Source organism: Methylomonas sp. LL1 (assembly GCF_015711015.1).
Lineage (GTDB): Bacteria > Pseudomonadota > Gammaproteobacteria > Methylococcales > Methylomonadaceae > Methylomonas.
Genome location: NZ_CP064653.1, coordinates 1,916,802 through 1,930,140 on the forward strand (window position 1 = coordinate 1,916,802; position 13,339 = coordinate 1,930,140).

General features: G+C 53.4%; 9 protein-coding genes. 3 read left to right on the forward strand and 6 right to left on the reverse strand.

All coding sequences use genetic code 11. The annotated features are described in order from the left end of the window. Positions 1–6: 6 nt before the first annotated feature. The 4 genes from IVG45_RS08960 to IVG45_RS08975 all read right to left on the reverse strand — a co-directional run bounded on the left by IVG45_RS08960 (position 7) and on the right by IVG45_RS08975 (position 6,290). Complete coding sequence (locus IVG45_RS08960) at positions 7–1,257, reverse strand: O-antigen ligase family protein (RefSeq protein WP_196437480.1); 1,251 nt, start codon at positions 1,255–1,257, stop codon at positions 7–9. A gap of 3 nt (positions 1,258–1,260) precedes the next feature. Beyond that, positions 1,261–3,642, reverse strand: coding sequence for a polysaccharide biosynthesis tyrosine autokinase (locus IVG45_RS08965; RefSeq protein WP_230874815.1), 2,382 nt, complete (start codon positions 3,640–3,642; stop codon positions 1,261–1,263). Between the two features lie 112 nt (positions 3,643–3,754). Next, positions 3,755–4,855, reverse strand: a complete 1,101-nt coding sequence (locus tag IVG45_RS08970; protein WP_196437481.1) for a polysaccharide biosynthesis/export family protein — start codon at positions 4,853–4,855, stop codon at positions 3,755–3,757. 13 nt (positions 4,856–4,868) lie between these two features. Next, the gene (locus IVG45_RS08975) at positions 4,869–6,290 is read right to left on the reverse strand and encodes an undecaprenyl-phosphate glucose phosphotransferase (RefSeq protein WP_196437482.1); all 1,422 of its coding nucleotides are present in this window, start codon (positions 6,288–6,290) and stop codon (positions 4,869–4,871) included. A 336-nt stretch (positions 6,291–6,626) separates the two neighbouring features. Between IVG45_RS08975 and IVG45_RS08980 the strand changes: the two genes are divergently transcribed. Beyond that, positions 6,627–7,487: a transporter substrate-binding domain-containing protein gene (locus tag IVG45_RS08980; RefSeq protein WP_196437483.1), complete on the forward strand. Its 861-nt coding sequence runs from the start codon at positions 6,627–6,629 to the stop codon at positions 7,485–7,487. Between the two features lie 9 nt (positions 7,488–7,496). After that, a complete protein-coding gene (locus tag IVG45_RS08985) occupies positions 7,497–9,632 on the forward strand; it encodes an ATP-binding protein (protein ID WP_196437484.1) in 2,136 nt (711 codons plus the stop codon). Positions 9,633–9,866: 234 nt separating this feature from the next. Here IVG45_RS08985 and IVG45_RS08990 read toward each other — a convergent pair whose 3' ends face one another. Then, complete coding sequence (locus IVG45_RS08990; RefSeq protein WP_196437485.1) at positions 9,867–10,628, reverse strand: ABC transporter permease; 762 nt, start codon at positions 10,626–10,628, stop codon at positions 9,867–9,869. Then, positions 10,625–11,578, reverse strand: coding sequence for an ABC transporter ATP-binding protein (locus IVG45_RS08995; RefSeq protein ID WP_196437486.1), 954 nt, complete (start codon positions 11,576–11,578; stop codon positions 10,625–10,627). The genes IVG45_RS08990 and IVG45_RS08995 overlap by 4 nt, the downstream gene beginning before the upstream one ends. Positions 11,579–11,819: 241 nt before the next feature. On the opposite strand from IVG45_RS08995, the gene IVG45_RS09000 reads away from it, so the two are divergent. Continuing rightward, positions 11,820–12,869, forward strand: a complete 1,050-nt coding sequence (locus IVG45_RS09000) for a threonine aldolase family protein (RefSeq protein ID WP_196437487.1) — start codon at positions 11,820–11,822, stop codon at positions 12,867–12,869. Positions 12,870–13,339 lie beyond the last annotated feature (470 nt).

Here is a 13,339-nt window from a genome sequence, read left to right on the forward strand (position 1 = left end):
CATCCGTCACGACCAACGTTGGCGATAAGCCGGGGATAACACCGGACCCGCCGGAACTGTAGCTGCACCAGGCTTGCGTCGGGTGCCCAGCACACTACCCCACAAAAACATCAACAAGGCATTCTGTGGAAAATACTCCCACATATTGAATGTCAGCCCCGCAACGAAAATAAACATCACCACCAAGCCTTTATGGGCGTGGACAGACATCCGTGTCGTGATCCACAAAAACAGCAGATAGGCCAGTAACCCGATCAATCCGTAACCATTCAACAAAAATAAATACAGGCTGTCGGAGTCAAACTGCCCCGGAAAATGCTCGGCGCCAAACAGGATATTGATGGTATTGGAACTCAAACCTAGCCCCCAGCCGAACAGCAAATCCATCGGATCGTGAATATGATTGGCAAACACTCGCTGCCACAAATCGATTCGGCCATCCTGGGTCGGATCGGCATCATCCCGGCCGCTCAACATCGGGCTCGAAGCCAGCAACAGCGCCGCCACCGCCAAAATCGGCGCGGGCATGATCAAGGCCCAACGATCACGCGGCCGCAACACCGCATATATCTGAAAAAACATCACCAGCAGCGAGCTGATAAACGCGGTACGCGAGCCGCTCAACAAGGCCAGAAACACACTAACAGCCAGCCAGTTGCGCATGCCCGGCACCAGCGAAAATACCAAGGCGCAAGTCGCCATGCAGGCGCCGAATAAATTGGGGCTGACGAAGGTGCCGAACGGCCGCCCTCCCCCCAAAAAAGACACGCCGAACAAGGGCGGCGCCCATAAAGCCTGGGCAATCGCCAATACCGTCTGCAAGGCGATGAAATAGCGCAGATAGCTGGCGAATTTAACCAGCACATAATCGCCTGCCCCCAAACGGCTGGTGACGAATCCTATCAACGCCAGCGGCAGATATTCGAACACCCTCAGACCAGCCATCGGCACCACCAGCGGCAAGTCCAGGTACAGAGCATAGCCCACTTCGAACAATACATAGCTGGCGATAACGGCCATGAACGCCAGCACCGAACTGGTCAAGGCGCCTTGGCGCAGCCTCGGTTCCAAAAACGCATAGACAATCAATACCAGCAGCATGGCTTCGCGTAGGATACGCAAACCGAAATCCTGCTGGCCGTAGACTTCCTTGACCCCTTTCCAGGCCGACTCCACCTGCGGCAAGGCCGCCACGGTAGAGGCACAAACCAACAGGAACAACAGCGCCGGCAAGTCTTTTTCCAGACGAATCCGCATAGTTTAAGCCCGCACACTCTCTTCGACGGCTTCATCCTCGGCCATCACCGGCAGAAACTCGGCATCCTGCGGCTTGCTCATCCAATCGCCCCAATTCTGGAAACGGGCATGCCACGGCGTGGAATCATTATTCCGCATGTCGCTACGTGGGTAAGCATAGCCGTAATAGGGGTAATACGAAGAGCCTTCCTTCATGTCGTTGATGATGAAGCCATTCGGTTTCACGCCCACTTGCTGCAAACGCCGGAAACTGACTTCCAATTCCTGCGCGGTGTAACGGCCTTCCTTGACCACCAGAAAAGTCGCGTCGGCATGTTTGCCCATGATTGCGGCATCGGTGGCACCCAGAATCGGCGGCGAATCGATCACGATATGGTTGTAAAAACTTTTCAATTGCTCCAGCGTTTCGGCCAGGTCGCCCAGCACCAGCAACTCGGCCGGATTCAACACCATGTTGCCCCTGGGGATCAAGTCCACGCCGATTTCCGGCAGACTGACGATCACCTCGCCCAGCGTGGCTTTACCGGACAGCAAATCGGACAGTCCCGGTTGTTTATTGATGGAAAAGGTTTCGTGCAAGCGGCCGTTGCGCATGTCGGCATCAATGATCAATACCCTTTTCTTGATACTGGCCAACAGGGCCGACAGGTTGGTGCTGACGAAGGACTTGCCCATGCCGGGCGCCGGACTGCTGACCATGATGACCTTACTCATGTCGCTGGCCAGGGTCGCTTCCAAGGTTGTGCGCAAGCCTCGCAACGATTCCACCGAAATATCCAGCGGGTCCTGGCTGACCAAAATACCCGGTTCGCGATCCTTGCCTTGATCGATCAAACGCGCCAGTTGCCGCTGCTTCTTGCTATGCGGTATCGCGGCGAACAACGGCATGCCGACTTGATATTCCAGCAAGGCCGGATAATTGTCATGCCGTTGCAGCGAATGGCGTAAAAACACCAGTGCCGAGCCCAGGCTCAAACCCAACAAACCGGCAATCGCCAACAACAGGCCCGGCTTGGGCCAGTAGGGTTTTTCCGGAGTCACCGCGAAATCGACGATGCGCGAGTTGCCCAAGGAACCCGCCGCCGCGATCCGCTGTTCCTGCGCGCTATTCAGCAACGAGGTATACAGCTCGGTGTTGACCTGCACATCCCGCGCCAGACTGACCATATTTTGTTGGGTTTTGGGCAAATCCTTGATCCGTTTTTCCAGGGCGGCCAACTTGCCATTGACGCGTTTAATTTGAGCATTGGTGGCGATCATGTCGGGATGCTCGGCTTCCAGACGTTGATTCTGCTCGTCGTACTTTTGTTTCAGTTGAATGCTCAAGGTCTCCATTTCGGAAGCCTGTTTCAGCAATATCTCGGCTTCGGCGGAAATATCGACCGCGCCGTGTTGTTGCCGGTAAGCACTCAAGCCCTGCTCGGCTTTTTCCAGGCGTTCCTTGACGATAGGCAACTGGTCTTCCAGGAAGCTCAATTTTTGCGAGGCTTCGGCCGATTCCCAATTCACCGTCGCGTTAACGTAAATATTGGCAATGTCGTTGACCGATTTAGCCAGTTGTTCGGGATCGCGGCCCTTCAGTTCGACGCTAAGAATATCGGTATCCTTGGATACTTCCTGCACCGCGAAGGCTTTTTGCAAGGTCTCTATGGCCGCCAACGAGGTCTTGCGGGTCAATTCAAATTGGGTGCCCGGATGCGCGACCAACTCGCCCAGTTTGATCATCACCGGCTGGCTCTCGCCGATGTCGGCGCTAACCAAGTCTCCCACCACGCCTTCCGCCAATGCCTGATCCTTGGGTCCGCGTAATTGAAACCGGCCCTCTTCCAGCGCAATCAGGGTAAATTCCTTATGCAAATAACGATCCGGCACTTCGAATTGATCGATTTTCAATTGTTCGCCGCCCCAGGCCCAGCGGCTGAATCCCCACCAAGGTTGGGCAATGCCCTCGTGCTTGTCGTGCTTGCGGGCCAGGGTTTCGCCGATGACGGGAAAATAACGCGGTGAATACTCGACCATCAGATTCAGATCTTCCACCACCTTGCCCAAGACCGAACGCGAGCGCAAAATTTCCACTTCGCGCTGGGCACGAGGGTTTTCCGCTTCGGTGGAGGCACTGTTCGCCTCGCTGCGTATAGTGGTGGCAAGCAGCGCCTTGTTCTTGTCGATCCGGAGCAAGGCATCGGCCTTGTAAGTACGCGGCGCCAACACCAAATACACGGCGGTCACGCTCAGCACGGCCGCCAGCGCCAACAGAATGGTTTTTCTGCCTTCGATCAGCAGATCGACATAATCGCGGATACTGACGCCCTGCTCTTCTATCCTAGCCTGGTTAATCGGCGTAAATACCGGTGTGGCTTCATTTTGAGAATACATAGTTTTCATAACCTATTCGTTTGAAAATGATCAGTTCCCCTGTTTGAAAAAGAGGGGCTAGGGGAGATTATTTAAATAAATCCCCCTCGGTCCCCCTTTTTCAAAGGGGGAAAATCAATATCTACATCCCCATCATCGCGGCTTGCGACATGATCGCGGTGAACGAGCCCGGTAAAATCTGGTTCAGCACGCGCGACCATTGCGTCACGCCGGCCGTACCCACAAACAGTGTGTCGTGGGCCTGTAACGGAAATTGATCGGCTAAAATCATCGCATCCGGTGATTCGGCATTCAGTTGAAAAATCTCGGGATGCATATCGCCGGCGCGAATCACATAGATATCGCCGGGCCGCGAAGTATTGAAGTCCACCCCGGAAGCTTCGGCCAACGCCTGCGACAAGCTCATACGGCCCTTATTGATCTGTATCGCCTGCTGGCGATTGGCCTCGCCCATCACAAACACTTTGCTGTCTTTTTGATCGGCTATGTTCAGCACATCGCCGTCTTGCAACAGCAGGTTCTGGGTAGTCTGGCCTTTTTCATACAACGATTGCACATCCAGCTTGTAGAGTTTGCCGTCGCGGGCCAACGCCACATTGGCAAAATCGGAGTCCTTGGTAGCGCCGCCGGCGCGGCTAATGGCCTCGGCAACGGTCATCGGGGTTTCGTTCAGGGCGAGTACGCCAGGGTTTTTGACTTCCCCCACCACCGCTACCCGATGCGCTTGAAACGACAGCACGCGAATATCGAGTTTGACCTTTTTGAAATATTTGGACAGCTCGCGGGTCAAGTCCTCGCGCGCTTCGCTGACCGTCTTGCCGGCGACATGAATATTGCCGACATAGGGGTAATACAGGTCGCCATTCTCGTCCACTACCTTACCGGCCAACTCGGGCATGATTTTCTCGCCGCCGGGATCATTCAGTTCCGGATGCTCCCACACCGTGATTTGCAATCTGTCTTGAGGGCCGATGCGATAGCTGGTTTTGCTGCTATCCAGTGGTGGAAAGTTGTTGACCACTTGGCGCCGAGCCGTTTCGCGTTCGATGATCAGGTCGGCGGTAATCGGCACGATACGGGTTTTTTCCTTGACCAGTTGACCATCCTTCATGGTCGGCAACTCGATCTCAGTCATGTCGCCATCGCTATTCATATCCATACCCGGCGCCAAAAAACAGCCTGGTAACAGCAAAGCCAGCATGATGGGAATCAATCTAAACATGGCAAATATTTCCTTAATAAGCATTTTTATTGATGAAGCCGGTCAACACGGTACGGAAGGCGATTTCCAAATCGAACCAAACCGACCAGTGCTGGATGTAATACAAATCGTGTTCGATGCGCTGATTTAAATCGGTGTCGCCCCGCCAGCCGTTGACTTGAGCCCAGCCGGTGATGCCGGCCTTGACCATGTGTTTTTTCATGTAATTGGGCACTTGCTCTTTAAAGACTTCGACGAAATCCGGCCGTTCGGGACGCGGACCGACCAAGGACATATCGCCCCTCAGCACATTGATCAGCTGCGGCAGTTCGTCCAGACTGGTCTTGCGCAAGAAGGCACCGAAAGGGGTCGCTCTATTTTCGCCAGGCTTGGCCCACACCGCACCGGTCTTGGCTTCAGTGCCCACCGGCATCGAGCGAAACTTCAGCATCGTGAACTTGCGGTTGTTCCAGCCCACCCGTTCTTGTTGATAGAACACCGGCCCGCGCGAACTCAATTTCACGCCCATGGCGATGATCAACATCAGCGGACTGATCAGCAGCAATAGAATCAAGGCCAGCAAGCGGTCTTCCATTTCCTTGATATAGCGATTAATGCCGTGCAGCGGCGACACCGAGACATCCAGGGTCGGTATACCGGCCACTGTATTCAGACTCAGAAACTTGCTTTGCTTGAAGGCGAAGCAATCGATCACCAGCCGGATACTGACCGGCAAATGCCTTAATTCGTGTTGCACCCGTTCGGCCAGCGATGCGCCGGGGAAAGCCACCCAAACTTCGTCCACCGCTTGCTTGGAAATCAAACCGGTCAAATCGCTTAATTTGCCCAAACGCGGCAGCGAAAAATCACCGACATCCAGCCTGTCTTCCAAGCGGTCATCGACAAAACCGACCACCTGCAATCCGGCCCAGGACGACTGATTCAACTGCCGGCTAACGGCAACCGCCATCTGATTCAAGCCGACCAAAATGATACGGCCCTGGCTCCAACCCCTGGCGCGCAACCACTTCAGGACTTGAGCCAGCACGCCACGAGCCGCCAACATAAACACCAGCCCCAATGCGCCCCAGGAAGCGATCCAGCGGTAACTGGAACCGAACCAGAAATGTAATCTGACCAGGGCCACGATGGACACTACCGCCAGCAAGGCCAACAACCAAGCGCGGACGATGCGCGGAATTTCGCCGCGCATCGCATCGTTGCGCCAGGGCCGATACACTTGGCCGATTTCAAAAAAGATGATAGCGCCCAAAATGCCTAAGGCAATCACGAAGCGGTAATGCTGATCGATCACGAATTCGCGCAACCAAAAATAGTGCGCCAGCCAGGCGGCTCCCAATAACATGACCACATCGATAACCCTCAACAACAGGATCACCGTGTGCCCGTATTGCTTGAACAACCCGTTGAAGATATTTCCCAAACTGAGTGGCATATTTGCTAAACCCCTGTTTCGTCTTTGTACAATGAAGAATCCTGGCACCTTTGGATGCCACCCAAAGCAACCGATGAAACTGGTTGCCACGCTTAGGGACAAAGCTTACAGAGGCAAGATGAGAACAATCCGTGGATTGGATTAAGATCGGATGAAAGCAGAATTAGATTTATATGAAGCCAGACGCTACATTGTCAGCTTATTTAGTGGCAAGGCATCTAGCCAGGAAACTGTACAAATGTGTTAGGCTTTTACCTCTTTCAATGACTCGGGACAGGTCTGTCTGGTTGATCGAGCAAACCCCAGGACTCAATGCTTACAGCAAGAGCATGCCTCATGTTTAGCCCACGTTTTTTTTACCGCTTATTAAGTTGCCTAGCCGCGCTAATTTTGTGGTCTAGTCATGCCTCCGGCAAGGAAGCTTTGACCTGGGGCGTCTTGAACTTTCCGCCCTTTCAAATATTGGAAGGTTCGCGTCAAGGTAGCGGCAGTTTCGATGGCGAACTGCAAAGGTTGATCGCCCGCATGCCGGAGTACGCACACGACGTGGTACCGATGAGTTTTGCCCGCCGCCGCGAGGATTTCATTGCCGGTGCCAATCTTTGTACGCCCGGAATATTCAAGCCCCCTGCCCAAGCTTTGAATCTGGCCATCTCGATGCCGGCGTTGACGCATTTGGACAATAGAATTGTTTTCCTCAAGGACAAGGCCAAGTTGTTCGGCGAAGATAATCCGATAGCCCTCGATACGCTATTCAGCAACGAAAAACTGGTCGGCGCCGTGGTGCCGGGCCGTTCATACGCGCCCAACATAGACGAAGCCATTCAGCGCTTTCGAGGCAAACCCAACCTGATGATACGCCCACTTGAAACCCGGCAATTATTTGAAATGCTGCTGAACGGCGACCTTGATTACCTGATTCTGTTTTCCCACGAAGCCGCCTTCCTCGCTGACCAATCCGGCGGCTCGGAACTCATCATGAATCGTCCCATTGCCGGAACGCCTCCATACCTATACACGCATGTCGCTTGCACCGGCAACGCCTGGGGACAGGCCATCATCGCCAAAATCAACGCCATCCTGCTGTCGGAACGCGAACAAGCGCAATACCGAAGCTATTCGGAGCGCTGGTATCCAATCGAGGACCGGGAAAAAGTGCGCGGCTACTATCCGAATATGCTCAAGGAACTCAAATAGGTTAATGGTATGCCCAGCATCAAGTCACTTGCCGGCCGTCTGTTCAAACTGGTTTTTGGCTGGTATCTACTGTTGGCGATATTGGTCACCTGCTTTCAACTCGGCTTCGAATTCTTATTGATCAGGTCCACCATTGGCGCCGATATGGCGGCGCTAGGACAATCCTTTACACCGGCCGTTGCCGACGCCATTTGGACTTTCGATCAGCCCCTGCTCGATTCGCTGATCAACGGCATGGGCCAGGCATCGATCATCACCGGCGCCAAGATTGAAAACAGCCGGGGCGACATCCTAGCCAAAGTAGGCCGACTTCCTGATGCGAATGAAGCCAAATCCGATGATTTTCTGGCCCCGTTTCAGATGCATGAGCTGTCGCTGTGGTCCAAACCGCTAACGGAAAGCCATGTCAGCCGCGAGCTGGGAAAAATGGTGCTCTACAGCGACCGTAACGTGGTATTGGTCAGAATCAAGTACAGTTTCATGGTCATCCTGATCAACTCCTTGGTCAAAACCGCGGGGCTATGGTTGATCTTTTATTGGGCCATTACCTGGCGTCTGTCCAAGCCCTTGACCAAGCTTTCCCAAACCGTGTCCACCCTGAATTTCAGAGCCGATGAGATCGAACCGGTACCGATAGAATATCGCGAACAAGACGAGGTGGGACAACTGGTCGCATCCTTGAACGATATGCGCCTCCGGCTTTACACCGCGCATCGGGAACTGGAACAAAAGGTTGTCGATCTGGCGCAAGCCCGCGATGTCGCGGAGGCGGCCAATCGCGCCAAGAGCATTTTCCTGGCCAACATGAGCCACGAACTGCGCACGCCCTTGAATGCCATCCTCGGCTTCTCCAGCATGATGCGCAAGGATACGCAACTTCCCGAGAGTCCGAGAAAAAACCTAGACATCATCAACCGTAGCGGCGAACACCTGCTGGCCCTGATCAACGACATACTCGAAAAGGCCAAAATCGATGCGGGCCGTTTGCAACCGAGGGAAACGCCGTTCGATCTGGACGATATGCTGCGCGATGTGGTGGACACCATGCATTTGCAAGTCCAAGAAAAGGGGCTGCAATTACTGATAGACCCATCCTCCTCATTTCCGCGTTTTATCATCGGCGACCGTGATTGCCTGCGCCAAGTGTTGATCAACCTGATCGGTAACGCCATTAAATTTACCCAACAGGGTAGCATTCTGGTCCGCCTGGGTACTCGACGGGACGAGTCCCCCCGCCTATGGATCGAAATCGAGGACACGGGGCCCGGCATCGCACCGGAAGATCAACAACGGATTTTCGAACCTTTTGTGCAACTGGGCGAACATAGCCTCAATAAAGGCACCGGGCTCGGACTCTCCATCGCCCGCCAATATCTTGAAATGATGGGTGGCGGCATTGAGCTGGAAAGCAATCCAGGCAAGGGTGCGCGGTTCAGGATAGATTTGCCGCTGAAGGAAGCCAGCGAAATCACTGTCATACCCCAACCGGTACAGGCAGGACAAGACGTAGTGGGCCTGGCTCCCGGCCAACCCGAATACCGTATCCTGATCATCGAAGATCAGTCGGAAAACCAGCTGCTGCTATCCAAGCTGATGGAAACCCTTGGTCTGCGGATCAAAATTGCTGTGAACGGCGAACAAGGCGTACAACTGTTCCAGAGTTGGCAACCCCATCTGATTTGGATGAATCACCGCCCACCCGTTATCGATGGATGCGATACCGCCAGGGCAATCCGCCGACTCCCCGGCGGCAAGGCAATAAAAATCGTTGCAATCACCCCATCCGACTTCATGGCGCATCGTGATGAACTACTTAACACCGGAATGGACGATGTAGTCAGCAAACCCTATCGAGCCCACGAAATCCATGGCTGTTTATCGAAGCAACTAGGCTTGCGGTTTATTTATGAAATAGCCCCCGAACAACAAGCACTATCGACAAAATTAAGCCCCGAGATGCTCTTGGTTGTACCGAAAGAACTACGCCAGCAGCTGCAGCATGCATTGGAAAGCCTGGATACAGAGCTGATTGACCGTATGGTTGAGCAGATTGGCCCCTACGATCAAAACCTGAAAGCAGTACTGGTCAAGTTAACCGACAATTTTGACTTTCCGGCCATTTTAAAAGTGTTACGGAACAACTGAGGCTATCAAATTGTACCTATTGCCGATGTCAAAATTACCGTTGGCCGAGCGGATTCAAGGTTTGCTGAACGAAGTCGAAGCAAATTGTTGACTTCGACTCCGCTCAGTCAACCACGGTTTTTTAGGGCAGCGGTAAATTCATTGCCATGATTTACCCAGGAAATCGCCGAACAACCCGACATCCCAGCCAAGAATGCCGGCGGGTCTTTTTTATTATCGTCACTAATCGTCGTCTCAGTTTCTAATCTTGTATCCGCTCTTGAACACCCACCAGACAAAAGTCAGGCAGATGATCAGGAAGCCGAAGGTCATGGCGATACTCATCCCAACATCGACGTCGGCTATACCATAAAAACTCCAGCGAAAGCCGCTGATCAAATACACCACCGGATTGAACAGGGTGATCTTTTGCCACAAGGGCGGCAACATATTGATTGAATAGAAAGCGCCGCCCAGGAAGGTCAGCGGAGTAACGACCAACATCGGTACTACTTGGAGTTTCTGAAAACTGTCGGCCCACAGGCCGATGATGAAGCCGAATAGGCTGAAAGTTACGGCTGTCAGCAACAGAAAGCCTATCATCCATACGGGATGAGCAATCTCGTAGGGCACAAAAATGCGAGCGGTACCTAGAATCAACAGGCCCAACATCACCGACTTGGTCGCCGCCGCACCGACATAGCCGATCAAGACTTCGACCCATGAAACCGGCGCCGACAGCAGCTCGTAAATAGTCCCTGCCCATTTGGGCATGTAGATGCCGAAAGAAGCGTTGGATATGCTTTCGTTCAGAAGATTCAGCATCACCAAGCCGGGAATGATGAAGGCGCCGTAAGCGATGCTGTCGATGTCGCCCATCCGCGAACCGATGGCTTTGCCGAAGACGATGAAGTACAGCGAGGTGGTCAGCACCGGCGCGACGATGCTTTGCGCCAGAGTACGAAAGGTGCGCGCCATTTCGAAGCGGTAAATGGCGCGTATGCCGTAGATATTCATGCCATAGCCCCCTTGGGCCGATGTACCAGACTGACGAAGATGTCCTCCAGCGAACTCTCGCTGGAACGTAAATCCTTGAATTCGATGCCGTGCTCGCCCAACGAACGCAGCAGCTCGGCAATACCGGTTTCCTCTTCCTGGCTGTCGAAACTATAAACCAGGGTATCTCCATCGTCGCAGAGCGCCAACGACCAAGCAGCAAGCTCGGCCGGGATAGAGGCCATGCGCTGCCTCAGACTCAGGGTGAGTTGCTTCTTGCCGAGCTTACGCATCAATACCGCTTTGTCCTCGACCACGATCAGTTCGCCCTTATTGATGACGCCGATGCGATCGGCCATATCTTCGGCTTCCTCGATGTAATGCGTGGTCAGAATGATGGTGGTGCCGTTTTCGCGCAGCTCGCGCACCATGCGCCACATGTCGTGGCGTAACTCCACATCGACGCCGGCACTCGGCTCGTCGAGGAATAATATCGTCGGCTCATGCGCCAGGGCCTTGGCAATCAGCACCCGGCGTTTCATGCCGCCGGACAGCGCCATGATTTTCTCGCCGCGCTTGTCCCACAGAGACAAATCGCGCAGCACTTTTTCCAGGTGGGCCGGGTTGGGCGCCTTGCCGAACAGTCCCCGGCTGAATGCGATCGTGGCCCAGACCGACTCGAACGCGTCGGTATGCAATTCTTGCGGCACCAAGCCAATGCTGGCCCGTGCCGCGCGATAATTTCGCACGGTGTCGTGACCGTCGGCAATGATGGTGCCGGAACTGGCATTGACGATGCCGCAGATGATGCCGATCAATGTGGTCTTGCCGGCACCGTTGGGACCGAGCAAGGCGAATATCTCGCCGCGCTTGATGTCCAGGTCGATATTTTTCAGCGCTTGGAAACCGCCGGCATAAGTCTTGTTAACGCCGCGCACGGAGATGATGGAGACGGAAGTAGAGTCATTCATGGCTGCGGATGAGGCATCAAAAGTTTCCACACGTCCCCCAACGGCACCGGGCTCTGGCTGTGTATCAAAATCCGCCGATAAATATTGTGAATGTTCATGGTGGCCTAGTTTCTAGTAATTGTTCCGACTATAGAGTATAAAACCCATGCCTTACAAGGCGGCTTTGTGTTTCCCCGACAAACAGCGCAAGGACTTCACGCACCAATCCGACTGTTTAAATAATCTGTCCCTACATTCCACTATGAATTTTGCATCCGATAATTGGGCCGGTGCTCACCCGGCGATTTCGCAACGCTTGATGGAAGCCGCGGCCGGATTTTCGGCGCCTTATGGCGAAAGCACGCTGGATCGCAAGATCGAGCAAAGGTTTAACGAGCTATTCGAACGTGAAGTGGCGGTGTACTTTGTCAGCACCGGCACAGCCGCTAATTCGCTGGCCCTGGCCGCCGTCAACCGTCCGGGCGGGGTTTCCTTTTGTCACCGAGAAGCCCACATGCTGGAAGATGAATGCGGCGCGCCGGAGTTTTTTACCCATGGCGCGCGTCTGGCGCCGGTGGACGGAGACAACGGTAAAATCGATCCTCGCAATCTCAAAGCCGAAATCCAGCGTTTTCCGCCTAATTTTGTCCACGTGGGTCAACCGATGGCGATTTCCATCACCCAAGCCACCGAAATCGGCACGCTTTACCAGCCCGATGAAATTACCGCCGTCGCCGAGATAGCGCAAACTTACAACTTACCCTTGCATATGGACGGCGCCCGCTTTGCCAATGCGCTGGTGGCTTTGAACCTGACACCGGCCGAAATGAGCTGGAAACTCGGCGTGGACATCGTCTCATTCGGCGCCACCAAAAACGGTTGCTGGTGCGCCGAAGCCCTGGTCTTCATGAATCCGGAACTGGCCAAGGATTTGCCTTTCATTCGTAAACGCGCCGCGCAACTGGTTTCTAAAAGCCGGTTTATCGCCTGTCAATTTGATGCCTATTTACACGATGATTTGTGGCTGGACTTGGCCCGTTATGCCAATACGATGGCCGAACGTTTGCAAAACGGCATCGTTGCCTCTAAACGAGCCCGTTTAGCCTGGCAGCCGGAAGCCAATGAAGTGTTTTGCGTGTTGGATAAAACGCATGCGGATCAGCTTCGGGAAAAAGGTGCCGTTTTTTACCCATGGAACCCTCCACGCGCAAAACCCGGCCTGTTAGAACAACACCAGGTGCTGGTCCGATTGGTCACCAGCTTTGCGACCGAGACTGATCAAGTCGATCGATTTCTTGAGTTTTTGGGTTGAAGGTCGATTTTCAGGTTCACCTGGCATTGAATTGAACTTGGCGGCTGCAGTTTTCGGCCGAAATTTTTCAAAAAATCGACTGACAAAAATCGACCCAAAGCGACAATCGGTTTAATTTTGGCAATGACCGCAAATAGACAATAAGCCGATGCTGGGTTTGCACAGGTAGGCTGGGTTGAATGATAATGAAACCCAGCTTTGAAGCCGAAAAGTTTTGAAATTCAAAAAACATTTTTGGATGCAAAGAAACTTGGCGATTTCAAAGCATCCGCTGGGTTTCGCGTTGCTCTACCCAGCCTACGGCCATGAAGGTTTAAACCAAGAATGTCTGTCTGAAAAATATACTATCACCTTTATACAGTCATTTTTCATCCAAGGGTGCGATAGCGTAGCATATCCAATGCAGAGTGTTTCGCTATATGACCTAACAGATTGGATATTTCTTATTGTATCCTTGAATAAAATTAAAC